The organism is Acinetobacter sp. YH12120 (assembly GCF_013418795.1).
Taxonomy (GTDB): Bacteria; Pseudomonadota; Gammaproteobacteria; order Pseudomonadales; family Moraxellaceae; genus Acinetobacter; species Acinetobacter towneri.
Genome location: NZ_VPBI01000029.1, coordinates 1 through 26238 on the forward strand (window position 1 = coordinate 1; position 26238 = coordinate 26238).

General features: G+C 41.0%; 28 protein-coding genes and 1 pseudogene. 19 read left to right on the forward strand and 10 right to left on the reverse strand.

The genetic code is table 11. From position 1 onward, the window contains the following. Window positions 1-165: 165 nt before the first annotated feature. Together FTU58_RS12690 and FTU58_RS12695 are read left to right on the forward strand one after the other, a co-directional pair. Window positions 166-1737, forward strand: a complete 1572-nt coding sequence (locus tag FTU58_RS12690; protein WP_257222370.1) for a glycoside hydrolase family 19 protein — start codon at window positions 166-168, stop codon at window positions 1735-1737. A 27-nt stretch (window positions 1738-1764) separates the two neighbouring features. Beyond that, the gene (locus FTU58_RS12695) at window positions 1765-2469 is read left to right on the forward strand and encodes a hypothetical protein (RefSeq protein WP_004970164.1); all 705 of its coding nucleotides are present in this window, start codon (window positions 1765-1767) and stop codon (window positions 2467-2469) included. A gap of 54 nt (window positions 2470-2523) precedes the next feature. Here FTU58_RS12695 and FTU58_RS12700 read toward each other — a convergent pair whose 3' ends face one another. Further along, on the reverse strand, window positions 2524-3444 hold the full coding sequence (locus FTU58_RS12700; RefSeq protein ID WP_104852878.1) for a Dyp-type peroxidase: 921 nt from the start codon (window positions 3442-3444) through the stop codon (window positions 2524-2526). 160 nt (window positions 3445-3604) lie between these two features. Between FTU58_RS12700 and FTU58_RS12705 the strand changes: the two genes are divergently transcribed. Next, complete coding sequence (locus tag FTU58_RS12705) at window positions 3605-4225, forward strand: LysE family transporter (RefSeq protein ID WP_180060358.1); 621 nt, start codon at window positions 3605-3607, stop codon at window positions 4223-4225. A gap of 59 nt (window positions 4226-4284) precedes the next feature. Next, window positions 4285-4737 (forward strand): hypothetical protein, encoded by a 453-nt coding sequence (locus FTU58_RS12710; protein WP_180060359.1) that lies wholly within the window; start codon window positions 4285-4287, stop codon window positions 4735-4737. Here the strand turns inward: FTU58_RS12710 and znuB are convergent. From znuB to FTU58_RS12725, 3 genes are read right to left on the reverse strand one after another with little or no spacing between them, the layout of a single operon-like run. Beyond that, entirely contained in the window at window positions 4734-5534 is an 801-nt protein-coding gene (znuB, locus tag FTU58_RS12715; protein ID WP_004970154.1) for a zinc ABC transporter permease subunit ZnuB, read from the reverse strand. The two genes, FTU58_RS12710 and znuB, sit on opposite strands and share 4 nt — an antisense overlap. Before the next feature lie 3 nt (window positions 5535-5537). Then, window positions 5538-6326, reverse strand: coding sequence for a zinc ABC transporter ATP-binding protein ZnuC (znuC, locus tag FTU58_RS12720; RefSeq protein WP_180062532.1), 789 nt, complete (start codon window positions 6324-6326; stop codon window positions 5538-5540). Beyond that, entirely contained in the window at window positions 6302-6796 is a 495-nt protein-coding gene (locus tag FTU58_RS12725; protein WP_004970151.1) for a transcriptional repressor, read from the reverse strand. Before FTU58_RS12725 ends, znuC begins: the two co-directional genes overlap by 25 nt. A gap of 135 nt (window positions 6797-6931) precedes the next feature. Between FTU58_RS12725 and FTU58_RS12730 the strand changes: the two genes are divergently transcribed. The 10 genes from FTU58_RS12730 (at window position 6932) to FTU58_RS12775 (ending at window position 15122) form a co-directional block, all read left to right on the forward strand. Then, window positions 6932-7771: a metal ABC transporter solute-binding protein, Zn/Mn family gene (locus FTU58_RS12730; RefSeq protein WP_104852883.1), complete on the forward strand. Its 840-nt coding sequence runs from the start codon at window positions 6932-6934 to the stop codon at window positions 7769-7771. A 172-nt stretch (window positions 7772-7943) separates the two neighbouring features. Next, window positions 7944-8342, forward strand: a complete 399-nt coding sequence (locus FTU58_RS12735) for an ATP synthase subunit I (protein ID WP_004970147.1) — start codon at window positions 7944-7946, stop codon at window positions 8340-8342. Window positions 8343-8445: 103 nt separating this feature from the next. Next, a complete protein-coding gene (gene atpB, locus FTU58_RS12740) occupies window positions 8446-9321 on the forward strand; it encodes a F0F1 ATP synthase subunit A (RefSeq protein WP_004970145.1) in 876 nt (291 codons plus the stop codon). 85 nt (window positions 9322-9406) lie between these two features. Continuing rightward, window positions 9407-9652 (forward strand): F0F1 ATP synthase subunit C, encoded by a 246-nt coding sequence (gene atpE, locus FTU58_RS12745; RefSeq protein WP_000424060.1) that lies wholly within the window; start codon window positions 9407-9409, stop codon window positions 9650-9652. Between the two features lie 39 nt (window positions 9653-9691). Further along, window positions 9692-10162, forward strand: a complete 471-nt coding sequence (locus FTU58_RS12750; RefSeq protein ID WP_004970142.1) for a F0F1 ATP synthase subunit B — start codon at window positions 9692-9694, stop codon at window positions 10160-10162. A gap of 14 nt (window positions 10163-10176) precedes the next feature. Further along, the gene (locus tag FTU58_RS12755) at window positions 10177-10713 is read left to right on the forward strand and encodes a F0F1 ATP synthase subunit delta (RefSeq protein ID WP_004970141.1); all 537 of its coding nucleotides are present in this window, start codon (window positions 10177-10179) and stop codon (window positions 10711-10713) included. Between the two features lie 40 nt (window positions 10714-10753). Beyond that, a complete protein-coding gene (atpA, locus tag FTU58_RS12760) occupies window positions 10754-12298 on the forward strand; it encodes a F0F1 ATP synthase subunit alpha (RefSeq protein ID WP_004970138.1) in 1545 nt (514 codons plus the stop codon). A gap of 83 nt (window positions 12299-12381) precedes the next feature. Then, window positions 12382-13251: a F0F1 ATP synthase subunit gamma gene (atpG, locus tag FTU58_RS12765; RefSeq protein WP_004970136.1), complete on the forward strand. Its 870-nt coding sequence runs from the start codon at window positions 12382-12384 to the stop codon at window positions 13249-13251. Between the two features lie 29 nt (window positions 13252-13280). Beyond that, complete coding sequence (atpD, locus tag FTU58_RS12770) at window positions 13281-14675, forward strand: F0F1 ATP synthase subunit beta (RefSeq protein WP_004970134.1); 1395 nt, start codon at window positions 13281-13283, stop codon at window positions 14673-14675. 27 nt (window positions 14676-14702) lie between these two features. Continuing rightward, window positions 14703-15122 (forward strand): F0F1 ATP synthase subunit epsilon, encoded by a 420-nt coding sequence (locus FTU58_RS12775; RefSeq protein WP_180062533.1) that lies wholly within the window; start codon window positions 14703-14705, stop codon window positions 15120-15122. A gap of 79 nt (window positions 15123-15201) precedes the next feature. Here the strand turns inward: FTU58_RS12775 and FTU58_RS12780 are convergent, their stop codons facing one another. Further along, window positions 15202-15792 (reverse strand): hypothetical protein, encoded by a 591-nt coding sequence (locus FTU58_RS12780; RefSeq protein ID WP_136144381.1) that lies wholly within the window; start codon window positions 15790-15792, stop codon window positions 15202-15204. Between the two features lie 324 nt (window positions 15793-16116). Further along, window positions 16117-16662 carry a glutathione peroxidase gene (locus FTU58_RS12785; RefSeq protein WP_004970127.1) on the reverse strand — a complete coding sequence of 182 codons (546 nt, stop codon included), beginning with the start codon at window positions 16660-16662 and terminating at the stop codon, window positions 16117-16119. Between the two features lie 285 nt (window positions 16663-16947). Here FTU58_RS12785 and FTU58_RS12790 point away from each other — a divergent pair, with 285 nt between their 5' ends. Further along, window positions 16948-17856 (forward strand): DMT family transporter, encoded by a 909-nt coding sequence (locus FTU58_RS12790; RefSeq protein ID WP_096902732.1) that lies wholly within the window; start codon window positions 16948-16950, stop codon window positions 17854-17856. A gap of 85 nt (window positions 17857-17941) precedes the next feature. Here FTU58_RS12790 and FTU58_RS12795 read toward each other — a convergent pair whose 3' ends face one another. Then, window positions 17942-18235, reverse strand: a complete 294-nt coding sequence (locus FTU58_RS12795; RefSeq protein ID WP_371972043.1) for a hypothetical protein — start codon at window positions 18233-18235, stop codon at window positions 17942-17944. A gap of 131 nt (window positions 18236-18366) precedes the next feature. Here FTU58_RS12795 and FTU58_RS12800 point away from each other — a divergent pair. Beyond that, window positions 18367-19424 (forward strand): annotated as a pseudogene (locus FTU58_RS12800) (RNA-guided endonuclease InsQ/TnpB family protein). A gap of 34 nt (window positions 19425-19458) precedes the next feature. On the opposite strand, the gene FTU58_RS12805 reads toward FTU58_RS12800, so the two are convergent. Genes FTU58_RS12805 through FTU58_RS12815 form a run of 3 tightly spaced genes read right to left on the reverse strand, consistent with a single transcriptional unit; the run spans window position 19459 to window position 22475 of the window. Next, window positions 19459-20028, reverse strand: coding sequence for an L-threonylcarbamoyladenylate synthase (locus tag FTU58_RS12805; protein ID WP_004970120.1), 570 nt, complete (start codon window positions 20026-20028; stop codon window positions 19459-19461). A gap of 48 nt (window positions 20029-20076) precedes the next feature. After that, on the reverse strand, window positions 20077-21300 hold the full coding sequence (gene dprA, locus FTU58_RS12810) for a DNA-processing protein DprA (protein ID WP_004970117.1): 1224 nt from the start codon (window positions 21298-21300) through the stop codon (window positions 20077-20079). 17 nt (window positions 21301-21317) lie between these two features. Further along, the gene (locus FTU58_RS12815) at window positions 21318-22475 is read right to left on the reverse strand and encodes a LysM peptidoglycan-binding domain-containing protein (protein ID WP_180060777.1); all 1158 of its coding nucleotides are present in this window, start codon (window positions 22473-22475) and stop codon (window positions 21318-21320) included. 121 nt (window positions 22476-22596) lie between these two features. Between FTU58_RS12815 and def the strand changes: the two genes are divergently transcribed. The 3 genes from def to FTU58_RS12830 all read left to right on the forward strand — a co-directional run bounded on the left by def (window position 22597) and on the right by FTU58_RS12830 (window position 25784). After that, window positions 22597-23127, forward strand: coding sequence for a peptide deformylase (gene def, locus FTU58_RS12820; RefSeq protein ID WP_180062534.1), 531 nt, complete (start codon window positions 22597-22599; stop codon window positions 23125-23127). A 107-nt stretch (window positions 23128-23234) separates the two neighbouring features. Then, complete coding sequence (locus tag FTU58_RS12825; protein ID WP_179991667.1) at window positions 23235-23669, forward strand: DUF2946 family protein; 435 nt, start codon at window positions 23235-23237, stop codon at window positions 23667-23669. 63 nt (window positions 23670-23732) lie between these two features. After that, entirely contained in the window at window positions 23733-25784 is a 2052-nt protein-coding gene (locus tag FTU58_RS12830) for a TonB-dependent copper receptor (protein ID WP_179991668.1), read from the forward strand. The last annotated feature ends 454 nt before the right edge of the window (window positions 25785-26238 follow it).

Here is a 26238-nt window from a genome sequence, read left to right on the forward strand (position 1 = left end):
TCAGCTTGCTTCAAGATACTCATGATCAAGCTGTCTGAATACTTAGATGTTTTCATAGAAAATCTCCTTAAATCAAGGTTATTCGATTTTCTACTTTTAAACTCAATTATTTTTAGGGGGGATTACCGAAGAAGATGAAGTTTATGCAGAAGAGGATTTAGGCTAATGAGTAATTTAGTCACAATTACATCAAAATTTTATGATCGTTCAGGGCGTCGGGTGATCAACTTAAATGTTATGTCTAGATACCAAGGTTCAAAACGTGAAAATCTTCAGAAAACTGATCTTCATGGGCAGTTTGTATTTCAGGCATCTCCACAAAGAACAGTAGAAATACTGGCAAAACCACCCAATCAAAAAGATTTTACTGTTTTTAAGGTCATTCATACATCTATTGGTTCATCATCACAAGATCCAATAAAAATTCAGTTACCTAAAACAATTGAAGAATATAAACAAAAAGAATTAGGTGAAACCAAAGCTAGAATTGTTACAACTACTTTTAAAGTGGTAGATTGTGCTGGGAAAGTGGTTTCAAATTTTCCTATTCAATCAAGACCTAGAGGGCGGAAAAATGCTTATGAACGATATACCAATGAAAATGGGATCGTGGAGGTATTGTCATCACCACAGCGTGATATTGAAATTTTGGTGTTAACTTCAAATGATCAATTTGTCGTGAAATGTGAGGTAAATTCTAAAAATGGCTCACAGCAGCCGATTTTAATACAACTCGATGAACCATATAGTAATTTCAAAAGCCGATCTGAATTAAAACTAAAAGATAGAACAGGTGAGCAGTTAATTGAAACTCCAACTGATATTGAAATGTTGATGTTGGATACGGGTAAAAAACAGATAATTACCATTTTAAATGGCAGTACTCCATTGTTCAGTATGGTGGGGCAGCGTTTGCAATTTAGAGTATTAAAGCCGAATGGGGATGCTTTAAGCCCTGTGACTTATAGTGCAAAAAGAATGCGTGCAGATGCGGTTGAATTGCGTTTGGATGTGGAGGTTGTTAAAGGTATCACGGCAGAGGGTAGGCCGAGTATTGAGAAAAGTATCAAGTATAATTTAGAGGAGATAGTTTCATTAAGTTTTTTTAAAGCTGTTTATGGCTCTAATAAACTATTTTCTCATCGTGTAATGAAAGGGCGATCGACACATAATACTCCACCTGAAAAATTTGTTATAGAGTTAAACAAAAGCCTAATTAAGCATAATCTTAAAGACAAATTAATGTTATGTCATTTTTTAGCACAAATTTATCATGAGTGTGATCATTTTAATACATTGATTGAGTATGCGAGCGGTAAGGATTATGATATTTCAAATTTTCCACCATCTGTTTGTGATATAAAAAAAAGCCGAGCATGTAGAAGAAGAAAACAAATTTTGGCTGAAGGAAACACATCTTTAGGAGATGGCCCTAAATACAAAGGGCGAGGCTTAATTCAGCTAACTTGGAAAAGTGCGTATAAAAAATATAAAAGCTATTCTGGAATTGACGTGGTTAATAATCCGGAATTACTCTGTGATGATTTATTTCATGCTGTAGATAGCTCAGTCTGGGCTTTTAATGTATTTAAAAATGCTGATAGTTTAATTCACAAAGGATATAAAGATTTAAATGGCACTTATAGTGATAACTATCATTTAAAAGTTGTTGAATCTGTTAGTAGGAGAATAAACGGTGGAAATAATGGTATGGCTGAAAGAAAAAATTATTTATAAAAATATTAAAAGAGGTTGAGAAAAGAGATGGGTTTAAATAAATTTTATCTATTTTTTTTATTGCTTTTTACTTGTTATGTATCGGCAGAAGAAATATTGATTAAAGAAAAAAATAGTATTTATTATAATGAAAACGGAGAAAATTTCTTATTATTTAATAAAAAAGACTATTGTTTTGATAAAGATGCTTTTTCAGTAGAGTATTTTGGTATTCCTTTAAAAAAATATGTAGTGGTCAATTATACTGAAGACTGTAATCCAAGTGGGCAGTATCGAATATTTGAAATTTCTTCCCTGAAGGCAAAAGAATTTTATTTAAGTCCTTTGTATGATCCTGAATTTATAAATAATCAGATTATTGAAAGGTTCAAAGATGGAGCAATCAGCTACAAAAGAATCTATACATTAAAGTCTGGAAGCTATTCAAGACAAGAGGAATGGAAATCTTTGGCTCCAAACATAAATATAAGTACTTATTTTTTAAATGGTTATAAAGTTTATGTGCTTAAAGATGACTTAGGAAGAGAGATTCAAAATCTGATGATAACTTCTCCTAAAGCATTCTTGTTTGATCGTTATTTTATTCGGAAAAAGTCTTATCTCATCCAAGGGGATCGAGTCAAAATAAACCATATTGCAAAAAACAAAGATAATTTTTTCCTAAGTATTGATTATATTAGTAAAAAAAATGGAGTGGTAAAGGCATATATTATGCTGTCCGATGTTATTTGATGTATAGGATAATCCTCATGAAGTCGCTTTGTAGCAACTTCATGATAGCTTTGATCAACCTTCCATCACTTCTTCTAATAACTCTTCACTTGGGGCAAAGTAATATGCACCGTCTAGAGCAGTCACAAAGTGCAGTAAACGGTCATGGATGCCATCACCTGAAGTACCAAACATACGTTCTAACATGGCATCAATAATGCTCAAATCTTTGGTATAAGCAATAAAGAATAAACCCTGATCGCCCTTGCCATCACCATAAGGTAAAGAGTGGCGCAAAATTTCCATTTCATCGCCTGCATCATCTTCAACGACTGTACGTGAAACGTGCGAATTTTCAGGTTGTACATCTTCATCTAATTCAATCGATTCTAGCTTGGTACGTCCAATCACGTGTTCTTGGGCATCAACTTTGAGCTTTTTCCATTTTTCTAAATCGTGACAATAGCGCTGTGCAAAAATAAAAGAACCATCGGCAAACACGCCTGCATCTTCCCCTAAAAGTGCAACTTCGGCACGATCATCTGGAAATTGTGGGTTTTCGGTACCATCAATAAATCCCGTCATGTCGCGTCCATCAAAATAACGGAAACAGACCCGTTCATCCAAGACTTCAATTTTGTCTTGGATCCCCTCAAAAAAGGCCTGACTGAGCGCAAAGCAAATATCTGAACGGGCACTCGCGAGATGAATAATCACATCGGCAGGCACGACAGGCATTGGGTACGCCCCTTGAATCGGTTGTAATTGTTTAAAACCATCTGGAGATTGCTCATAGAGTTGTGCCCAAAGTTCAGGACCAAAAGCAACGCCAGTTTTAATTTGGGCATGTGGATGTTGGGTAATCAAACGATCCCGTGTGCTAAACAAGTCAGCCAATTTTTCTTTTAACTCAGTAATGCTTAAGTCTTTTAAACGAAGTACAAGAAAGCGAGCATGATCTGAAGGTAGTGGCAAAATTACAGATTGGGCAGTCATGTATAGCTCCTGAAAATTTGTTGTTTTCTATAAAGTTGACTTTATTGTGCCTGATTGTATGTAGGCTTAATAGCCTCAACCCGATTTTTATTCCACGTTTTTAGTCATGAGATTAAGTGAAATATCATATAATGCACTGTCTTGTGAAAAGCGGCGATATATGTCTTATCAAGTTTGGATTGCGTTTATGTTGGCCTGTTGGGTGATTAGTGTTTCACCTGGCGCGGGTGCAATAGCATCTATGTCGAGTGGTTTGAATTATGGTTTTCGACATGGGTATTGGAATGCGATTGGTCTACAACTCGCTTTATTATTGCAAATCGCGATTGTAGCCGCAGGGGCAGGGGTATTATTTGCGACAACACCTTGGGCATTTCTAATTGTGAAATGGTTTGGTGTGGCATATTTGTTATATCTGGCGTATTTGCAATGGGCAGCGCCTGCACAGTCGATTGAAATTCAGCATGAGCTGACGCGAAAATCTGCTGGAAAATTGGTGATGTACGGCTTTCTGGTCAATATGAGCAATCCCAAAGCAATTGTGTTTTTATTGGCAGTTTTACCGCAATTTTTAGATTTATCTAAACCGCAATGGGTGCAATATGCAATTATGGCGTTGACCATGATTAGTATTGATTTGATTGTTATGGCGGGCTATACGGGCTTGGCTGCTAAAGTTTTACGTTTGTTAAGATCACCGAAGCAGCAAAAAGTCATGAATCGTACTTTTGCTGCATTGTTTGCAGGCGCTGCTTTTTTGTTGAGTTTGGTGCATCAGTAATGCCTTCAATTAAACAAAAGTGTATGTTGTAATTATAAAAAAATAGATTGAGATATACGTTGAAAATAAAAGGTATTCCGCGAGCACGTTATTGGCAACATTGGTGGATTAGCATGTTGCTTTTGAGTTTTTCAACTTTAATTGCAATTGGATTAGCGATTCACTTTTCAGTAGATCGCGTGTTTTGGCCAATTGCTTTGATGGCACATTTGAGTATCAATTTGATTTTTTCTTTTGTATTTGCCGCCTTGCAAACTTATTTTAAACATACGGTGTGGCAAAGTGTGGTGTTGATTAATATTACGGCTGTGTTGTTGATTGCCATTCATGCAATGTTTTATCTACAAACAATAGATTGGAATGCTGTTTCAGAAAGTCAGCAGCAATTGAGTCTTTTACAGCAAGTGATTCATAGTGATATAGCACTGTGGATAGCGTATATACTGCCATTTTTGGTCGTAATGCTCATTGCTGCAATACAAAAATATAGATATTCATTAACGAAAAACTAAGCTATCTTTCTGACTTTTTGCACGCTAAAAATTACTGCAAAAATGATCGCCATAGTCATCACAATGCTTAAACCTGTCGAAATATTTAAGCCTGCACTTGACCATAAACCTACGCTGACTGCAATTTGCGCCACAATAAACGCCCAAATCACCATTTGTTTAGGCGAGTGAGCCAATAAACGTGCGGTTAAAGCGGGAATCACCAACAATGCGCCCATCAATAAAGAACCGACTGCACGTAAAGCCAATACGGTAAATAATGCCAACAACAACATAAAAATCAGGCGTTGCCATTGGGCATTCACGCCTTCACTGACCGCAATATCAGGGTCAATTGCAATTTGAATTTGTGCCTGCCAAAATTTATACAGCACCGCTAAAGCAACAATAATCACTAGGGCAAATACAGGTAAATCTGCCCATGAAATGGTGAGTAAATCACCAAATAAATAGCTCAGCAACTCAGGGCGCAAACTTGGAATATGCTGAATAAAGAGCAACCCTGAACAGAGCAAGGTCGCAGAGCAGAGCGCCAATAATGCATCATTCGGCAACCGTGGATCATGTAAAATCCATAAAACACCCACCAATAATAATGCCAAGAAGGTCACACCCATCCACAGAGGTAAACTCAACGCGCCTGCAATCGCCACACCCAATAAGGTGCCATGCGCCATCGTATCGGCAAAAAAGGACATACGTCGCCACAGCATTAAACAGCCAAGTGGGGCGGTCAAAAATACCAATAAACTGCCCATGATCCATGCAGGTAACAGCAATTGTAGCCAATCCATCATGGGTTAAGCTTCCGGTTCAGGGTGAATATGAGGACGTGAATCATGCTGACAAGGCTCGGCATGATCGCCATGGGCGCAGTGTTCATGGTGATGTTGATAAAACACCCGATTGGTTCCAAAAATAGCTTGGTATTCAGGATGTTGCTGTACATTTTCGGGCAAACCGCTACAGCAAATGTGTTTATTTAAACATACCACACGATGCGTACCTTGCATGACCCATTGCAAATCATGCGACACCATCAACACCGCACAGCCATATTTGCTCGGTAAGTTGCGCACATAGTCATACAGTTCAGCTTCGGACTGAATATCTAGTCCTTGCATCGGCTCATCCAGTACCAAAACATCAGGTTGACGTAATAAGGCGCGTGCCAATAGCACCCGTTGCCGCTCACCACCAGACAGTTGTTGTACTTTTGAATCTTGCAGTTTGGCAATGCCAGTATCGCGGATAATTTCTGCTTTAATTGCGTCTGGGCATTTTTCTAAAGCCAGTAAATCTTTCACTCTTAAAGGCAAGCTGTGTGAAGGATTAAACTTTTGCGGCACATAAGAAAAGGTCAATTTGCGAGCATTTACGAGCTTGCCTGCATTTGGTTTGACAATGCCAAGCAAGACTTTAATTAGAGTCGATTTTCCTGCGCCATTGGGGCCAATTAGCGTGACAATTTCACGTGCATGTAATTCAAAATCGACATTTTTTAAAATATCGCGCTCATCTATTCGCACCTGAATATTTTGCAAGGCGATGAGCGGTGCAGTGGTTATTTGCTGTTGCACTGCTGACATTTTCCAGAAATCTCAATAATGCTGTGATGCGGGCTAAAGCGGTCAGAGGCTGCCAACTGATCTAATTGCTCTAATAAACCTTGCGCTGAAGCTTCTTTAACGACTTTACATTCAGTACAGATTAAAAAAGCCGCTTGGTGTCCTTCACGTGGATGACAGCAAGGAATATAGGCATTGATTGAAGTCAAACGGTGAATTAGTCCTTTTTCCAGTAAAAAATCTAAAGTACGGTACACCGTTGGCGGTGCTGCAGGACGATCAGACTCACTTTTAATTTTCGCCAATAAATCATAAGCACCCATTGGTGCAGATGCCTTGAGAATGAGTTCCAACACTTCTTTACGTAGCGGTGTTAAACGAGCACCTGTTGCCGCACATAAACTTTCAGCTTCGGCAAGACGTTGATCGACATTGTGATGGTCGTGAACGCCATGTAATGCATTGTGATGCTCGTGCGAACATAAGCTCATAGCCACCCCAGTTGAACTTTAAAAGAAAAACGACAGTAAATCTTAGCATGAAGCGTTATTAGTTTCGATTATACGTAGGTATTTTTATAAATTTGTTATATTATAACATTTGTCGATTTTTCGTGATATGCCGCAATGTTTCGTTTATTTAGTTTCTGTCTTTTAGCGTTATGCAGTACTGTCAGCATGGCGCAGGCTTTGGTGGTGTCTACCCATCCTATCTATTTGATTGCCCAAAAAGTCACGCAAAATATCGAAACACCCACGTTATTACTGGCAGATCAAACAGGGCATGATGTATCGCTCACGCCTGCACATCGAAAAATCATCCAAGATGCGGATTTAATTATTTGGCTAGGTAAGGCGCATGAAGCACCGCTAGAACGTGTATTACATCAAAATCCTAAAGCGATTGCTTTATTAGATACGGGCATTATGAAAACTTTGCCGCAGCGTTCAGAACGTGGTGCAGCATTAAAAAATACAGTAGACAGCCATGTCTGGCTAGACCCAAACAATGCGGTGCGTATCGGCTTCTTTATTGCCGCGTTACGTTCTCAGCAAATGCCTGAACATCGCGATGCTTATTGGAATAACGCACGTGCCTTCGCACAGAGTTTATTCAAAAGTGCAAGTCAGTTTCAGACTCAAACTGCAGTACAGCCATATTGGGCTTATCACGATGCCTATCAATATTTAGAACGTGCCTTAAATTTAGAATTTTCTGGGTCGATGACCAATGATCCGCATATTGCGCCAACAGTCGCACAAATTAAATATTTGAACGATCACCGACCAAATCCAAAAATGTGCCTACTTGCAGAAGGACATGCCAGTAAAAATCAGTATATGAAATTGAATCCAATTGTGTTTCAAAAGGTCGATGAAAGCATGCGCGGTGCAGATGATTTTGTGCAAGCGTGGCAGCAATTAGCCAAGCAAACCAAGGCTTGTGTATTAAATGCACGAAAATGATGCGTTTTTTAAGCAAAATTGAAATATGACAATTCCGAGACAAACATGCAAAAAAACACGACTAAGGTCGGGAAACGATTGCATGTTCAGGGGGCTAACTCTATAATGCCTGCGATAAAAAACGATCATCAGTTGAACTTGTCAAGCATTAATGCTGTGAGTGGATAAAAAAATGAGCCGAACTAGTCGCTTGATTGACCGACGATTAGCTAAAGCTTTGGTCTTCTTACAAGCATTCATGATTCCAGTTTCAGCCCTGATAGCGTGGGTCTTGAAAGACTCAACGGCTGCCTTAAGCGCTGCACTTGGTGCTAGTGTTTGTTGGTTGGCAAGTTGTTATTTTTCATGGCAGTCGTTTCGAGCAGCAGGTGCACGAGCGTCCAGACAGGTTCTTTCGAACATGTATAGAGGAATGCTCGGTAAGTTTGCAATCGTGATCGTAGGATTCATTTTAATTTTAAGCAATGTACAGCCGTTATCCCCGGTGGCATTGTTTTGTGGTTTTATGCTCGTTCAAAGCATGTCGTGGGTTGCGCCATTTTGGGTGTCACGATTACAAAAACGAGTCTAAACGCAGCAAAAATTGAAAAGTTTTTCAGGAATAGGCGAGATATCAAGCAGCACGCGATGTTCGTTTGTTCTATTAGTTTTTTTACATTGACCAGGTGTGATTTATGGCTGCTGAAGAACATGCCCTTACTTCGACCGAGTATATCAAGCATCACTTGACCAATATGACCTATGGCAAAATGCCAGACGGTTCATGGAAGTTGGCTGAGTCTGCTGAAGAAGCTCAACAGATGGGGTTCACTGCTATTCACTTGGATTCAATGGGTTGGTCTATCGGACTTGGTCTGATCTTCTGTTTATTGTTCTGGATTGTTGCGAAAGCTGCAAATTCAGGCGTGCCTGGTAAATTCCAGTCAGTAATTGAAGTGATTATCGAGTTTGTGGATTCAAGTGTACGTGATACCTTCCATGGGAAGTCTCGATTAATTGCACCCTTAGCATTAACCATTTTCGTGTGGATTTTCCTCATGAACTTGATGGATTTGATCCCTGTTGACTTTATTCCTTATGTAGCTCAACAGGCGATTGCATCTATGCTGGGTGTGGACCCTCATCAGGTTTACTTTAAAATTGTTCCGACTACAGATCCAAACATTACCTTAGGTATGTCTATTTCTGTATTCTTCTTAATTATTTTCTATAGTATTCGTGAGAAAGGTGTTGGCGGCTTCGTTGGTGAGTTGGCACTTAACCCATTCAACCCAAGTAATCCAGTTGCTAAAGTGCTTTTAATTCCATTCAACTTATTGTTGGAATTGACTACTTTCTTGGCGCGACCAGTTTCATTGGCTCTACGACTGTTCGGTAACATGTATGCGGGAGAGTTAATCTTCATTCTTATCGCGTTATTACCGTTCTGGATCCAGTGGGCATTGTCTGTGCCTTGGGCGATTTTCCACATTTTGATTATTACGCTACAAGCATTCATTTTCATGATGTTGACTATCGTGTACATGAGCATGGCAAGCGAAAAGCATTAATGGTATGGCCTAACTGTCATCGGGCGGTTGGGCACACAATTTTTTAACTTAATTTGGTATAAAACCTAACCTCTGAGGAATTATCATGGAACTCACTTTAGGTCTAGTTGCAATTGCATCTGCTATCTTGATCGCTTTCGGTGCTTTAGGTACTGCGATTGGTTTTGGTCTTTTAGGCGGTCGCTTCCTTGAAGCTGTTGCTCGTCAACCAGAATTGGCTCCACAACTTCAAACTCGTATGTTCTTAATCGCAGGTCTTCTTGATGCTGTGCCTATGATCGGTGTTGGTATTGGCTTGTTCTTCATCTTCGCTAATCCATTTGTAGGTTAATCAGCTTAATTCCGAAATTCACTATTTGAGGAATTTGCAATGAATATCAACCTCACATTGTTTGGCCAAGCGATTGCATTTGCGATTTTCGTCGCATTCTGCATGAAGTTTGTATGGCCACCACTAATCAATGCGATTAGTGAGCGTCAGCGTCGTATTGCTGACGGCTTAAATGCAGCTGAGAAAGCCAAAGCTGATCTTGCCGATGCGCAAGCTCAAGTGAAAGCTGAATTAGATGCAGCTAAAGCACAAGCGGCTCAATTGATCGAACAAGCGAATCGTCGTGCAGCACAATTGGTAGAAGAAGCGCGTACCCAAGCATCTGCTGAAGGTGAGCGTATTCGTCAACAAGCGAAAGAAGCTGTTGATACAGAAATCAATTCTGCTCGCGAAGAATTACGTCAACAAGTAGCTGCGCTTGCAGTAACTGGTGCAGAGAAAATTCTTAGCCAGCAAGTTGACGCAGAAGCTCACAATGCCATGCTGACTCAGCTGGCTGCTAAACTTTAAGAGAGAGGCAGATTATGGCTGAACTCTTGACGTTGGCACGCCCATACGCTAAAGCAGCATTTGCTTACGCTTCTGAGCAAGGTGCAACTGACAATTGGTCAACAGCACTTAACTTGCTCAGTGCTGCGGTGCAAGACGAAGCATTTTCAGCTTACTTAAATCGCCCTGAGCTTACGCCTGCTGAGCAGGTGAGTATTTTTGCCAAAGTTTTAGGTGAAGACCAAACTGCAGCAGTGTCAAACTTTTTGACATTGCTTGCTGAAAACAACCGTTTGGCTTTGCTTCCTGAAATTCAAGCAGAATACGAACAGCTCAAATCACAGAATAACAATACTGTGGATGTTGTGATTGAATCAGCATTCCCATTGACTTCTGTACAAGAACAAATTCTTGCTCAAGCGTTAGAAAAACGTTTCGCTGCGGCAGTAAATGTTTCTGTAGAAGTGAACCCAGCGTTAATTGCGGGTGTGGTTATTCGTGCAGGCGACCAAGTGATAGATGATTCTGCGCTTAACAAGCTTGAAAAAATGCGGACACGTCTTTTAGCTTAATTGCGAAGACTGAACTAATAAAAGATTGAGGTATAGCGCAATGCAACAACTGAATCCATCCGAGATCAGTGCGCTCATTAAACAGCGTATCGGCGATCTGGACACCAGCGCGACCGCTAAAAACGAAGGTACCATTGTTATGGTATCCGACGGTATTGTGCGCATTCACGGCCTTGCTGATGCAATGTACGGTGAAATGATCGAATTCGACGGCGGCTTATTTGGTATGGCACTGAACCTAGAACAGGATTCAGTGGGCGTCGTTGTTTTAGGTAACTACTTAAGCCTTCAAGAAGGTCAAAAAGCACGTTGCACAGGTCGTGTATTAGAAGTTCCGGTTGGTCCAGAACTTTTAGGCCGTGTGGTAGATGCTTTGGGTAACCCAATTGATGGTAAAGGCCCTATTGATGCAAAATTAACTGATGCTGTAGAAAAAGTAGCACCAGGCGTAATTTGGCGTCAATCAGTGGATCAACCTGTTCAAACTGGTTATAAATCAGTTGATACCATGATCCCTGTAGGCCGTGGTCAACGTGAGTTGATCATTGGTGACCGTCAAACTGGTAAAACAGCAATGGCGATCGATGCGATCATCGCTCAGAAAAACTCTGGCATTAAGTGTGTATACGTAGCAATTGGTCAAAAACAATCGACTATCGCAAACGTAGTACGTAAGCTAGAAGAAACTGGCGCTATGGCGTATACCACTGTTGTCGCAGCAGGTGCATCTGATCCAGCAGCAATGCTGTATTTAGCTCCGTACTCTGGTTGTACAATGGGTGAATACTACCGTGACCGTGGTGAAGACGCGTTAATCATTTATGATGACTTGTCTAAGCAAGCTGTTGCGTATCGTCAAATTTCATTGCTTTTACGTCGTCCACCAGGTCGTGAAGCGTATCCAGGTGACGTGTTCTATCTACACTCGCGTCTACTTGAGCGTGCTTCTCGTGTATCTGCTGACTACGTTGAGAAATTCACTAACGGTGAAGTTAAAGGTCAAACTGGTTCTTTAACTGCATTGCCGATTATTGAAACTCAAGCAGGTGACGTATCTGCATTCGTACCAACCAACGTAATTTCGATTACAGATGGTCAGATCTTCTTAGAAACATCATTATTCAACGCGGGTATCCGTCCTGCTGTGAACGCGGGTATTTCTGTATCGCGTGTTGGTGGTTCTGCTCAAACTAAGATCATCAAAAAATTGTCTGGTGGTATCCGTACCGCTTTGGCGCAATACCGTGAATTGGCAGCGTTTGCTCAGTTCGCTTCTGACCTTGACGAAGCAACTCGTAAGCAACTTGAACATGGTCAACGTGTAACTGAGTTAATGAAGCAGAAACAATATGCGCCATACTCAATTGCTGACCAAGCTGTTTCAGTTTATGCATCTAACGAAGGCTACATGGCTGACGTAGAAGTGAAGAAAATCGTAGACTTTGATGCTGCGTTAATTTCTTACTTCCGTTCAGAACATGCTGCGTTAATGCAACAAATCGATGAAACTGGTGATTTCAACAAAGACATCGAAGCTGCAATCAAAGCAGGTATTGAAAGCTTTAAAGCGACTCAAACTTACTAATTTAGCATTGGCTAGTTAGGGGTTTGGTTCACGGAATCAACCTTCGGAAGCCTGAAAGGGCTTTCGAATACTAGGTTAAGCGTATGGCAAATTTAAAAGAAATTCGCGCCAAAGTTGCTAGTATCAAGAGCACGCAAAAGATTACTCGCGCGATGCAAATGGTTGCTGCTTCTAAGATGCGTCGTGCGCAAGAGCGCATGGCTCAAGGCCGTCCGTATGCCGAAAATATGCACCGTGTAATTGCTCATTTGGTACAGGCGAACCCTGAATACAAACACCGTTATATGATTGAACGCCCTGTAAAACGCGTTGGTTATATCATCGTGTCTTCAGATCGTGGTTTGGCAGGTGGCTTGAACATTAACTTGTTCAAGAAAGTTGTAAAGCATGTACAGCAACAACAAGAGCAGTCAATTGAAGTTCAGTTTGCTTTAATTGGTCAAAAAGCGGTTTCGTTTTTTAAAAACTACGGCGGTAAAGTGCTTGGTGCAACTACAAACGTAGGTGACGCGCCAAGTCTTGAACAGTTATCTGGCTCTGTGCAAGTGATGTTAGATGCGTACGATAAAGGCGAGTTAGATCGCATTTACCTCGTGTCAAACGGCTTTGTCAATGCCATGACTCAAGATCAGAAAATCGAACAACTTGTTCCTTTAGCATCTGCTGAAGAAAACAAGACTCTTAACCGTCAATACGGTTGGGATTATATCTATGAACCAGAAGCTGAAGAGCTGTTAAATGGTTTATTGGTTCGTTACATCGAGTCTATGGTTTATCAAGGTGTGATTGAAAACATCGCATGTGAACAGTCTGCGCGTATGGTTGCAATGAAAGCTGCAACAGATAACGCAGGTGAACTGATCAAGAGCCTACAACTTATTTATAACAAGCTGCGTCAAGCCGCGATTACTCAGGAAATTTCTGAAATCGTTGGTGGTGCCGCTGCCGTTTAACATTATTAGTTTGAATTGAGGAGACAGCAATGAGTGGCGGTCGTATCATTCAGATCATCGGCGCGGTTATCGACGTCGAGTTTGAACGCAACAGCGTTCCTAAGATCTATGACGCTCTCCAAGTTGACGGTACTGAAACTACATTAGAAGTTCAGCAACAACTTGGTGATGGCGTAGTTCGTACTATTGCAATGGGTTCTACTGAAGGCCTTAAGCGTGGTTTGAACGTAACTAACACTAACGCGCCAATCTCTGTACCAGTAGGTACAGCGACACTTGGTCGTATCATGGACGTTCTTGGTCGCCCTATCGACGAAGCTGGTCCAGTTGCAACTGAAGAGCGTTTACCAATTCACCGTCAAGCGCCTTCTTATGCAGAACAAGCGGCTTCTACTGACCTTTTAGAAACTGGTATTAAAGTCATTGACTTACTTTGCCCGTTCGCGAAAGGTGGTAAAGTTGGTCTGTTCGGTGGTGCGGGTGTTGGTAAAACCGTAAATATGATGGAGTTGATCAACAACATCGCTAAAGCGCACTCAGGTTTATCTGTATTCGCTGGTGTTGGTGAGCGTACTCGTGAAGGTAACGACTTCTATCACGAAATGAAAGACTCTAACGTTCTTGACAAAGTAGCAATGGTCTACGGTCAGATGAACGAGCCGCCTGGTAACCGTTTACGCGTAGCGTTAACTGGTTTGACTATGGCTGAGTACTTCCGTGATCAAAAAGATGAGAACGGTAAAGGTCGTGACGTATTATTGTTCGTAGACAACATCTACCGTTATACACTAGCAGGTACTGAAGTATCAGCACTTCTAGGTCGTATGCCATCTGCAGTAGGTTATCAGCCTACACTTGCAGAAGAGATGGGTGTTCTTCAAGAACGTATTACTTCAACTAAGTCTGGTTCGATTACATCTATTCAAGCTGTATACGTACCTGCCGATGACTTGACTGACCCATCACCTGCTACAACGTTCGCGCACTTAGACGCAACTGTAGTATTGAGCCGTGATATTGCATCTCAAGGTATTTACCCTGCGATCGATCCACTAGACTCAACTTCACGTCAGTTAGATCCATTAGTTGTTGGTACTGAGCATTACGAAATTGCTCGTTCAGTTCAAAACGTTCTTCAACGTTATAAAGAATTGAAAGACATTATCGCAATTCTTGGTATGGACGAATTGTCAGAAGAAGACAAACTTACTGTATACCGTGCACGTAAGATCCAACGTTTCTTCTCTCAACCGTTCCACGTAGCTGAAGTATTTACTGGCGCGCCTGGTAAACTTGTACCGCTTAAAGATACAATTCGTGGCTTTAAAGGTCTTCTAGCTGGTGAATACGATCATATCCCAGAACAAGCGTTCTATATGGTTGGTGGTATTGACGAAGTGATTGCTAAAGCCGAGAAACTTTAATTAGCAGCTCTAATTTAGGAGATTCTCATGGCGACTATGCAATGTGATGTTGTAAGTGTAAAAGAGTCTTTGTACTCGGGCACTGTGACTATGCTAATTGCAAAAGGTGCTGGCGGTGAACTCGGTATTATGCCGGGTCACGCACCACTGGTAACTTTGCTTCAGCCGGGTGCAATCCGCGTTCTGCTGGAAAATGGTACAGAAGAATTAATCTATGTATCTGGTGGCGTTCTAGAAGTTCAACCGCATGTTGTTACGATTCTTGCAGATACTGCAGTTCGTGCAGAAAACTTAGATGAAGCGGCAATTATTGAAGCGCGTAAACACGCTGAACAATTGTTGGCAAATCAAAAGAGCGATTTGGACGCTGCTGCTGCTTTGGCTGCTTTGGCAGAAACTGCTGCACAGTTGGAAACCATCCGCAAAATCAAAAACCGCGCACTTTAATTGTCGGTTTAAGATTGAAAAAAGCCACTCGAAAGAGTGGCTTTTTTTATGCTGTTTGGAATTGAAGCCTTATCTTTGCTTAAGATGCTGTATTGGTAGTTTCAGTAGGCTGATTTGACTCACCTTGTAAAATCATCCCCGCCAGTTTTAGCATTTCAGCTTGAATACTCCCCATTTGCTGTTCCAGTTTCTTAAAGTCCACTTTGCTTAAATCGACTTGTCCATTTAAAAATGGTGAAGCCAAAACTTGCTGATTGGCAGCCAATAAGTTTTGACGGATGGTATCAATTTCCTGTGTTTTTAAGTCTAGGCTGCTTAGTGTTTGATTGAAGCCTTGTAACTGCTGTTGTAATTGAGTCGCTGCAATTTGTAATTGTTGTGGATCTTGCGCATCTACAGCGGTTTGCAATTCAGACTTGGTTTGATTCAGTTGTTCGACATATTGACCTGCTTTGAGCTGTAGATCAGCCACATCGCGCACAATATAGAACATATTGCCACTGCTTAATGGAGCGTTGGTTGGGTTTGTATTGCTGTTGGATGATGCGCTGGAATCATCTTGATTAGTTGTTTGCGTTTGCGGCGTGTTCATTTGATCACAGGCGCTGAGTAGCAAGGCAGAACTCAATAGTGCAAACGGAAGTAGTGTCTTCGAAGATACATTTTTCATATTCATGTGATTTTTGGTACTCATTGAGAATGAATATAAAACGAAAATATGAATAAAAAACAGATTGTTGCAAAGCAATAACAAATCTTAATTTTTTTGTCTAAATCAAAAAAAATAGGAGTTTTAAAGAAACTCCTATGAATTACACTTCTTTCATAAAAGAAAAATGATCATAAGTAATGCGTCGAATTGATATTGATAGTCCCTTCTCTTGCGCCATATATGGCTCAGGATGAGGAATATATTCCGCAAGAGGATGAGGGAGCTGAATTATTGATTTAAAGAGAATTTATGAAAGAACTCTTTAACTTGCTGAATAAAAAATTATTTAGCCAATTCAGCCTCAATCGCTTCTACAATGCGCGGGTCATCTGCGGTTAAATCTGGGGCAAAACGCGCCACCACTTCACCTTGTTTATTCACCAAAAACTTTTCAAAGTTCCACAATACTTCAGGTGGTTCATTTGGGGTTAAGCCGTAATCAACCAAATCTTTCCACCATGGGCCTTCACCAATACGTTCAGGAATTGCTTGCGTTAAAGCCGTGTAGAGAGGATGTTTTTCTGCACCCACGACTGGAATTTTAGCAAACAATGGAAAACTCACCTGATAATTCAGTGAGCAAAATTCCTGAATTTCTGTATCGCTGCCCGGTTCTTGTGCCAAGAAATCATTCGATGGAAAGGCTAAAATTTCTAAGCCTTGTGCCTGTTTTGCTGCGTAGAGTTGCTGTAAGCCTTCGTATTGCGGGGTTAAGCCACATTTTGATGCCACGTTCACGATCAACAACACTTTTCCTGCATATTGATTTAATGTGGTTTCCGTACCCTGATTGGTTTTTACTGCAATGTCATAAACTGAAGTGCGCATAGTTGCTTCCTAGAATCTGTATTTTACCGCTACTGTTGTAACTGTAATTTTTGGGTACAGCAAGTTTTATAGCAAAGAAATTTACGACACTGATGGAATCCCGCATAGCCGTGATATTGCGCAGAAAAATGTAATTCGTATCTGCATTTTATTTTATTGATGGATAAATCGAGCGAAAAGTGCCATAAATAGACACTGGGTTTTTAGCACTTTGCATCACAAGTCAGTTATAGAAAAGGGTTTCACAGCAGGTATGCTGTTTGGTACAACAAGGATGATGAATACATGATACGGTCAGATAAAGGCGTATTTTGGGCAATTTTATTGCCATTGATTGCGGTATTGATTTGGTCTTTAAATATTGCAGTAACGAGGTATGTGGCGGAGTATATTTCACCCGTCAGTATCAGTTTTTATCGCTGGTTGATTGCTTTTCTGATTTTAACCCCGTGGATATTGCCCAAAGTTTGGCAGCAGCGTGAGTTGATTCGTCCACATTTGAAACAGTTGGCAGTGCTTAGTGCTTTTGGTTTGGTGCTGTATCAAGGTCTAAGCTATACCGCAGCCAATTACACCACTGCAACCAATATGGGCATTATTAATGCGTTTATTCCCATGTTTACGGTTTTGGTTTCATTGCTGATCTTAAAAGACATTCCGACACGATTTGCGGTTTTGGGCTGCATTATTTCATTTTCGGGTTTGTTGTATGTGATTGCACAAGGAGATTTGCGTCAACTCAGTCAGCTGACAGGACATGCGGGCGATATGCTCATGGTTTTGGCGGTATTTTTTTACGCCTTTTATGGGGTGTTTTTAAAGAAATGGAATTTAAAATTGCCGCTCATGCTGAGTCTTTATGTGCAAATTATATTCGCCTTACTTTACCATCTGCCATTTATTTTGTGGTTCGGCTTGGATCATTTAAATAGCCAAAATGGTTTAAGTGTGCTGTATGCAGGTATATTTCCTTCAATTATTGCACCTTTGGTATGGATGTTGGCCGTTCAATATTTAGGGCCAAATCGCACCAGTATTTTTATGAATTTGATGCCTGTTTTCACGGCTATCATTGCATATTTTTGGTTGGCAGAAGTGTGGGGGAGTTATCACAGTATCGGTGGATTGATTATTTTAACGGGTATTGTGTTGGCACAAATGAAAGCACGCGTACACATTCAAGCAAAAAGTTGAGTTTAATTGGTGTTTTTTTTGATCACATAAAGGTGTATTTAAAATGCCTTTTATTCAAAATTTATACAGTATTGAGTGTTATGAATTATGACAGTTTTTTTAATTTTTCTAAAATAATTGTAAAAATAGTAAGATAATTTAAATTGTTAAGAAAAAAAGATGAATCTTTCATTGAATATTTGTCTTGGATTAATAGGAAAAATCTATTTGTATAGTCGACTAAATTACTCCATAATTCACGTACTGAAAATGATCCACTGTATTCAATAATCAGTGAAATATCATTTGCAGCAAGATTTTTAAACCCTCTGGATGTGCTTTTATACACATCCTTTTTATGCTCAACCATCCCTATATGGTTGAGCTTTTTTTTATCCACTGGAGCGTAAAACCTCGTGGTTCAGCACGAGGATATAAGCGACTGGAGTAAACCATATGAACGACACGAAATGTCGTTTTAAATACTTGTACTATAGTCACTATTAAGAAAAATACTGTTAAAATAATTGGATGAAGACACTCAAATTACGCATAAAAGACAAACATTGCAAGGTGCTAAATCAGTTAGCATCCGAAGTAAATTTTGTCTGGAATTATGTCAATGATTTGTGTTTTAAGCATCTACAACGTAAACAACAATTCTTTTCAGCATACGACATTGCAAATACACGAAAGGCACATCGAAAGAATGCAACTTGCACAGTCAAACTATTCAGGCAGTGACAGAAGAATTGGTCACAAGACGCAAGCAGTTCAAAAAAGCAAAACTAAAATGGCGTGTCAGTAATAAAAAATCAGCTAGACGTTCACTGGGTTGGATACCGTTTAAAAAGGTTGCAATCAAATATGCTGATGGCTATGTTCAATATGGCAAGCATCAATTTAAACTATGGGATAGTTACGGATTAAGTCAATACAATATCAAAACAGGCACATTCGTAGAAGATAGTCGTGGACGTTGGTATGTTTGTCTTGTAGTTGATGCAGTCAAAATAGAAAAAAACAACGCTAAAACCTCAATTGGCATAGATTTAGGTTTAAAAGATTTAGCGACTTGTTCAGATGGCGTAAAACTTAAAGCACCTCAAATCTATCGGCAATATGAACAAAAACTTGGTATTGCTCAACGTGCAAAAAATAAGAAACGTGTCAAAGCCATCCATGCCAAGATTAAAAATGTAAGACAAAACATGCTGCATCAATTCAGCCGAAAACTGGTGAATGAACATGCAGCCATCTTCGTTGGCAATGTGAATGCCAAAGCATTAGCACAAACCAGATTGGCTAAATCAGTGCTAGATGCCAGTTGGACAACACTAAGAACCATGCTCAAGTATAAATGCGAGAACGCAGGGGTATGTTATGAAGAAGTCAATGAAGCCTATACCACCCAAACTTGTTCGTGCTGTGGCTCACGCTATAGTAGTCCGAAAGGTAGAACAGGACTTGGAATAAGAGAGTGGCAGTGTGTGGAGTGCGGTACGCTCCATGATCGGGATGTAAATTCCGCACTGAATATTCTTGCGCTCGGACATGAGCGTCTAGCAGTAGGAATCTCCGTCCTTTAGGTCGGGGAGGATGTCAACTAAAATTTGTCTAAAGCTAGGCGCGAATCACTGCCCCACTCTCTGCATCTAAAATACGGCTAGGTTGCTGGCTTAAACCCAAATCACCATTTAAGTAGTGCAATTGTTGATGGAAATATTGCGTTGTCTCTTGCAAAGAGCGTGCAGGGGCAAGTCCCGCAGGATTGGCACTGGTCGATACAATAAAGCCATCAAAGGCATGGCATAACGCCATACATAAAGGATGATTGGTTACGCGCACCGCTACTTTGGGGTGTTGACCTGTAATCCACTCTGGAATTGCGGCTGTGCTGGGTAATAGCCAGGTGGTTGCTCGATCTGTGGGATAAGTATTCGTCCATGACGCAATTACGCGATCTCGCATTTCGGGGTTTAAATCCTGCAGCAAATGCTCTACTTGTGACAGATGTCCTGCCAGTAAAATCACACCTTTTTCAATCGGACGCTGTTTCAGACGCAAAATTTCCAAAAATGCCTGTTGATTATATGGATCACATCCCAATCCCCAAACCGCCTCTGTAGGATAGGCCAGTACCTGTCCTTGTTGTAGACATGCAGCGGCTTCGGTGACAGAAGTTGTAATCATGGGAGTTTTACCTAAACAGAAACGTGAAATAGGCGCTTATTGTGAACCTTATTTGAGTGGACGACAACGCAGATATAAACCTGATTGTTGTAAACAGAAGCCCATGAGTTCCAGTTCCATTAATGCGCTGGTGAGTGTGGCAATATCTAAATTCAGTTGCTGTGCCAAGTGATCGATGCTTTGTCCGACCCAATCCAGTTGTTGATACAGTGCCAATAAATGCTCGGGAATATGCGGTGTACTTGTATCTGCTGTTTTTGTTGTGGTGGTTTGAAGTATTGCTTCAGTCGGTGGTGTAGATAATTTTGCTTTTGTTGAAGCTGCTGTAGTCTGATTTTGGCTTGATGCTATTTGGTTTTGTTGATATTGCCATTGGGTGGGTAGGGCTAAATCTTCAATCACTTGTTCAGGATGATCCACTAAAATTGCACCTTCACGAATCAATTGGTGGCAACCTTGATGAAATTCACTGTAAATATGTCCTGGAATGGCAAAAATTAATTTGCCTTGCTCTGCTGCCAGTTTCGCGGTAATCAGCGAGCCACTATTTAAACTGGCTTCAGCAACAATCACGCCTAAACTTAGTCCACTGACAATACGGTTACGTCGTGGAAAATGTTGCTGTAAGGGCTTAGTCTGTGGTAAAAACTCCGTAATCACGGCACCACCAGATTCTACAATTTTTTGGCGCAGGCTGTGATGTGCACTTGGATAAGTGCTGTCCAAACCTGTGCCCATGACTGCAATGGTACGTTGATGTTGCAAAGCACCTTGATGTGCGGCTTCATCAATACCTTGTGCCAAACCACTATTGATAAAGAACCCTTGTTCACTTAAATAATAAGCAAAATCATAAGCCACTTGCCGACCATGCGGGCTGGCTTTGCGACTGCCGACAATCGCAATTTGCGCTTGCAACAAAGCCTGTGCATTGCCTTGCCCAAATAAAATGGGTGGCTTGTTGGAATAGGGTCGTAACTGATTGGGATAGTCCGCATCGTCCAAAGTTAGAATAAAATCGCACTGCTGTTGCAGTTGATTCAGACATTGTTCAAAGGCGAGTTGCCCTGTTGGGCTGAGATATTCTTTGGCGCGTTGTAGATGGTTGGCATGAATGCGCACATCTGACCATGTGAGGAGGTGTTCGGGCTGCACTGCGGCAGCCACGGAACCATAATGTTGTACGAGTTTGGAAAAACTAGACAGTGAATGTTGAACCAAATACCACAACAAAATGTAGTTGATTTGCTGTGGGCTGAATGAATTCAACATCACCATCTTAAACCGTTTTAGTCGTCCATTCGTGGTGCTTGTAAGCTCGCACCGACTTTAATTGGTAATTCACTGTCTAAAACATAGGCATAGCTAATGTGGTCAAAGCTCTTGAAGACCATGATATTGCCAATACGTTCGCCTGGAAGCTGAACACGTTCTTTGGTTTTCGGGTCGGTGACCACTTCGCCTTTTTGCGCTACGCTAAACACATGACCAGATTGCACGCCATGTAATGTACCGCGATCAATTGCCACAACACTGTGTTTTGCTGCAGTACCAATCGAACCCATCACACGTAGCACCTGACCACCTGTGCTGACATTTTCAGCATGCGTTGGGTAGAACAAGGTTGGCAGCATTGGGTCATAAATTGGTAAGACGCGATCACCACGACGCACTTCGGCATTGTAGGTATCGGTCAATTCAAGTGTGGTGATGTCATTTTCACCACGTACTGCAATACCTGCAGCAACTTGAGTGAGTTCAATGCCTGCATTGAATTTTTGACCATTGGCATCGGTCAGCATGTACGGTTCGCCTTCACGATATACACCGTAGCGTTGACCTACTTCCAGACCTGTACCACGCGCATACACACTTTGACCTTTAGCGGCTAAAACACGTTGATCAGAAGTACCTAAAATATATGGTGTGCCTTGTAACGCATCTGCGGCAATAATGCTGCTGCGCTCTAACCAGTGTTTGATGTAGTCAAGTGGAATCACAGGAATGGTATTATTTAAAGACTCCACGCGAATTTGCGGCTGTAAATTGGTGCTCTTGCCTGCATAACGACGAATAATGCCTTCACAGCCATCGCCTTCATCTTTACCAATAATTGGACGACCTTCATAGGTACACATCAACAAACGGTCACCTGGGAAAATCCAGTGTGGATTTTTTACGTGACGGTTACTTGCCCAAATTTCAGGCCAACGTAATGGATTGTTCAGGAATTTTTTGGAAATATCCCATAAGGTATCGCCTTTTTTTACCACATACACATTTGGTGCGCTGGCTTTTAAGGCAGGCGGATTGATGTTTCGTGCAGGTGCTGCTTCAGCCACACTGATCGCACTAAGTCCCACTGTGAGACATACTGCGAGTGCTAAAACTTGCTTTTTAAACCCCAAGACACGAAAAGAGGATGTGTCTGTCAAAACCTTTTTCATTATCATAATTCCTAAAATTATGTATGTAGTTGCGTTATAATAACGATCTTACACACATTTTTTTGATGAAGCATTCCTTCATTCGGTTTTTTGATCAATGGCATATAAGTGAGGACGTCCCATGGCCTTATTACCTATTTTAAGTTTCCCGGATCCCCGTTTGCGTACCATTGCCAAACCCGTCGAAGAAGTGACCGACGAAATTCGTCAGCTTGCTGCAGATATGTTTGAAACTATGTATGCCGCACCAGGAATTGGTCTAGCTGCGACACAGGTAGATCATCATATTCAGCTGATTGTCATGGATTTATCTGAAAATAAAGATCAACCCATGGTCTTCATTAACCCCAAAGTTACCCCATTGACTGAAGAGACCCAACCGTATGAAGAAGGGTGTTTGTCAGTGCCTCAAATATACGACAAAGTTGAGCGTCCGTCACGTGTAAAAATTGAAGCGATTAACCTTGAGGGTCAATCCTTTGCGCTAGAAGCAGATCAACTTCTCGCTGTTTGTATCCAACATGAAATGGATCACTTAAATGGTAAATTATTTGTCGATTATTTATCACCACTCAAAAGACAGCGTGCCCGTGAAAAAGTGGAAAAAGTAGTGCGCCAGCGTCAGAAAGAAAAAGTTGCTGTGAAGCGTTAAAACAAACAACCATCTAGTTGTCCATGTTTAGACCAAAGCATAAAAATCAGCCCAATTTCGATTGGGCTTTGTTATACTTGCGCCACACAAATTCAGGATAGATGTTTTTGTTGTTGCGTAGTGGCTTACTGCTTTCATTTATCGCAGTTTTTTTACAGATTGCTGTATTTTTACAGCCTTTGCTGCCTGAGCAATATCAAGTTGCGCCAGTCTGTGAAACCATCACGCGTGCACTTTTGTTGCCACAAGCCCACGCCGTGCATACAAATTCTTCGCATACTGCACATTCATCTACATCGCAAGCTGATGATCAACAACTGACTGCACAGCATGGACATCATCATCACGATGCTTCACACCAATGTCAGTATTGTACGGTCTATGGCAACTTGGTCTTGCCACCTGAATTAGAGCTTAAAGAAGTGCTTGATCGCATTCAGGTACGTCTTTTGGCTTTCCAAAAACGTTTTCAACACGTTTGGTTTGCACTTCAGCAACTCTTTTTACTTCCGCAGGGACGTGCTCCACCTCACTTTGCATAAATTCAATGTTTTTCGGGTCTGCTTTGACCCTAACTGTATTTATGTTTTGAAGTGAGAAATAAAATGGCTCAGCCTAAATTTTTATTACAGCCCATTGCGGCTGCAGTTTGTGTTGCCTGCTATTCAGCAAGTGCGTTTGCCGATCAAAGTATGCTGTCTGCGAATACGCATAGTCTTGCGCCTATTGTTGCAACCGCACAACAGGGCAATGATGCCAATGGTTTGGTGGTTCGTGCTAATCCAAAACAACCCATTCAGCCGATTCCAGCCACAGATGGTGCAGACTATTTGCAAAGCATAGTTGGCTTTAGTGCTGTCAACAGTGGTGCGGGTACCAATGGCGATGTGACCTTCCGCGGCATGTTTGGTTCACGTATTAAAATTTTAACCGATGGTTCTGAAAACTTAGGTGCATGCCCGAGTCGTATGGATTCACCAACCTCTTATATTTCACCAGAAAGTTTTGATGAAATTACCGTCATTAAAGGCCCGCAAACGGTGCAATATGCCAACACAGGTTCGGCAGCAACGGTATTGTTTGAGCGTAAGCCTGAGCAATTTGGTGAAGGTCAAAACTATCGTGGCCAAGCCAGTGTCTTGATGGGGTCATTTGGCCGTTTAGATCATAATGTTGAAGCGGCTGCGGGTGATGAGCAGAAATACATCCGTTTAAACGCCAACCGTTCTGTAGCAGACAGCTATAAAGATGGCAATGGTACAACTGTTCCTTCGGATTGGGAGCGTTGGAATGCTGATGTCGCTTTAGGTTGGACACCCGATGAAAACACTTGGCTAGAACTGACAGGTGGTCGTGGTGATGCTGAAGTGGTTTATGCGGGCCGTACAATGGATGGTGCTGAATTTGACCGTGAAAGTTTAGGTTTACGTGTAGAAAAGAAAAATATTACCGATGTGATTAAGAAAATTGAAGCACAGGTGAATTATAGTTTTAACGATCACGTGATGGATAACTTTAGTCTGCGTGCGTTCAATCCTGCAGGGGGGATGATGCATCCTATGGCAAATAATGTGGCACGTAAAACGTTGAATGCACGTATGGCGGTGACACATGAGTGGGATAAAGTTGACTTTGTGACAGGTGTTGATACTCAAAATAATGAGCATAGTGGTCGTAAAGGCAGAATGAACAGCTATAAAAATTTGCCTCGTACTGTGGATATGGAGTTTCAATCTATAGGAGGTTTTGGTGAGCTTGGTTATCAATTCAACGATCAAAACAAGTTAGTCACAGGTGTGCGTATTGATCAAATTGAAGTAGACGCAGTGCAAACAGCTCAACAACGTAAAGAAACTTTGCCAAGTGGCTTTATTCGTTTGGAAAATCAACATCCGCACCATGATGCTAAAACTTATGTCGGTTTGGGCTATGTAGAGCGTATGCCTGATTATTGGGAATTGTTTAGTCCTCTGTCGGGTAACGGAAATAAAAATACGTTTAATCACATTGATACTGAAAAAACCCTTCAATTGGACTTTGGCTATCAACATGAACATGGTGCATTCAGCTCTTGGGCATCGGCTTATGCAGGTTTAATTAATGATTATATTTTGACGAATTACAAACTGAGAGATGAAAACAAGCCTCAGAGTAAAGAAAATCCTTTAGAGGCGCATACTCGCAATGTGGATGCAACGATTGCAGGTGCAGAAGTTGGTATTGCTTATCAATTTACCGATGCTTTACAGGCTGATGTGAGTGCCATGTATGCGTGGGGTGAAAACACTACGGACAATACGCCGTTGCCACAAATTTCACCTTTGGAAGGGCGTTTAAACCTGCGCTATGTTCAGGATAAATATACTTTAGGTGCATTATTACGTGTTGTTGATGGTCAAAGTCGTATTAGCGAACGTGAAGGTAATATCGTGGGCTATGATGTGAAAGAAAGCAGTGGCTTTGGCGTATTGTCTTTAAACGGCAGCTATAACCTCAATAAAAGTGTTGATGTGTCTGTGGGTATTGATAACGTACTGGATAAAACTTATACCGAGCATCTAAACAAAATGGGTAATGCGGGTTTGGGTTTTGCTGCGAATGAGCAATTTAACAATATTGGCCGTAACTATTGGGCGCGTATCAGTATGAAGTTCTAATTTGGACTTTATTTAAACCAAAAGCAGGGCTTCGGCTCTGCTTTTTGCTTTTCTATAAGAATAATTGTATATAAAACATTGAGTTGTGTTTTAAAATTTGGTTTAAAGGAATTGGGTGGATTTTTGTTAAAATAAATTTATAAGATAAAACAGTGGTTTATTGATTTTAGGGTTTATAAAATAAACACCCGATATATTTCTTTTGAAAAAAGTCTTGCAAGGTAAAATATTTGCCCTATAATGCACATCCATCGGCGGTGATGAAGATTAAAACTTCTGATAAAACAATGACTTGATTGAAATTAATTGGGTTGGGTTTTAGAAAGGAAGTTTAAAATAATTTAAATTACCAGTTGACACTTTAGAAATAAAGCGTAATATAGCCGACCTAGCTTGATGCTGACGAAGCATCGAGAAGATCATTAAGAGATTATGAAGAACAACTTGTGTGGAT

Bases quoted from the DNA above. Each gene is read 5' to 3' on its own strand.
- FTU58_RS12690 (WP_257222370.1), top strand. From the start codon at position 166: ATGAGTAATTTAGTCACAATTACATCAAAATTTTATGATCGTTCAGGG.
- FTU58_RS12695 (WP_004970164.1), top strand. From the start codon at position 1,765: ATGGGTTTAAATAAATTTTATCTATTTTTTTTATTGCTTTTTACTTGT.
- FTU58_RS12700 (WP_104852878.1), bottom strand. From the start codon at position 3,444: ATGACTGCCCAATCTGTAATTTTGCCACTACCTTCAGATCATGCTCGC.
- FTU58_RS12705 (WP_180060358.1), top strand. From the start codon at position 3,605: ATGTCTTATCAAGTTTGGATTGCGTTTATGTTGGCCTGTTGGGTGATT.
- znuB (WP_004970154.1), bottom strand. From the start codon at position 5,534: ATGATGGATTGGCTACAATTGCTGTTACCTGCATGGATCATGGGCAGT.
- znuC (WP_180062532.1), bottom strand. From the start codon at position 6,326: ATGTCAGCAGTGCAACAGCAAATAACCACTGCACCGCTCATCGCCTTG.
- FTU58_RS12725 (WP_004970151.1), bottom strand. From the start codon at position 6,796: ATGAGCTTATGTTCGCACGAGCATCACAATGCATTACATGGCGTTCAC.
- FTU58_RS12730 (WP_104852883.1), top strand. From the start codon at position 6,932: ATGTTTCGTTTATTTAGTTTCTGTCTTTTAGCGTTATGCAGTACTGTC.
- FTU58_RS12735 (WP_004970147.1), top strand. From the start codon at position 7,944: ATGAGCCGAACTAGTCGCTTGATTGACCGACGATTAGCTAAAGCTTTG.
- atpB (WP_004970145.1), top strand. From the start codon at position 8,446: ATGGCTGCTGAAGAACATGCCCTTACTTCGACCGAGTATATCAAGCAT.
- atpE (WP_000424060.1), top strand. From the start codon at position 9,407: ATGGAACTCACTTTAGGTCTAGTTGCAATTGCATCTGCTATCTTGATC.
- FTU58_RS12750 (WP_004970142.1), top strand. From the start codon at position 9,692: ATGAATATCAACCTCACATTGTTTGGCCAAGCGATTGCATTTGCGATT.
- FTU58_RS12755 (WP_004970141.1), top strand. From the start codon at position 10,177: ATGGCTGAACTCTTGACGTTGGCACGCCCATACGCTAAAGCAGCATTT.
- atpA (WP_004970138.1), top strand. From the start codon at position 10,754: ATGCAACAACTGAATCCATCCGAGATCAGTGCGCTCATTAAACAGCGT.
- atpG (WP_004970136.1), top strand. From the start codon at position 12,382: ATGGCAAATTTAAAAGAAATTCGCGCCAAAGTTGCTAGTATCAAGAGC.
- atpD (WP_004970134.1), top strand. From the start codon at position 13,281: ATGAGTGGCGGTCGTATCATTCAGATCATCGGCGCGGTTATCGACGTC.
- FTU58_RS12775 (WP_180062533.1), top strand. From the start codon at position 14,703: ATGGCGACTATGCAATGTGATGTTGTAAGTGTAAAAGAGTCTTTGTAC.
- FTU58_RS12780 (WP_136144381.1), bottom strand. From the start codon at position 15,792: ATGAAAAATGTATCTTCGAAGACACTACTTCCGTTTGCACTATTGAGT.
- FTU58_RS12785 (WP_004970127.1), bottom strand. From the start codon at position 16,662: ATGCGCACTTCAGTTTATGACATTGCAGTAAAAACCAATCAGGGTACG.
- FTU58_RS12790 (WP_096902732.1), top strand. From the start codon at position 16,948: ATGATACGGTCAGATAAAGGCGTATTTTGGGCAATTTTATTGCCATTG.
- FTU58_RS12805 (WP_004970120.1), bottom strand. From the start codon at position 20,028: ATGATTACAACTTCTGTCACCGAAGCCGCTGCATGTCTACAACAAGGA.
- dprA (WP_004970117.1), bottom strand. From the start codon at position 21,300: ATGTTGAATTCATTCAGCCCACAGCAAATCAACTACATTTTGTTGTGG.
- FTU58_RS12815 (WP_180060777.1), bottom strand. From the start codon at position 22,475: ATGAAAAAGGTTTTGACAGACACATCCTCTTTTCGTGTCTTGGGGTTT.
- def (WP_180062534.1), top strand. From the start codon at position 22,597: ATGGCCTTATTACCTATTTTAAGTTTCCCGGATCCCCGTTTGCGTACC.
- FTU58_RS12830 (WP_179991668.1), top strand. From the start codon at position 23,733: ATGGCTCAGCCTAAATTTTTATTACAGCCCATTGCGGCTGCAGTTTGT.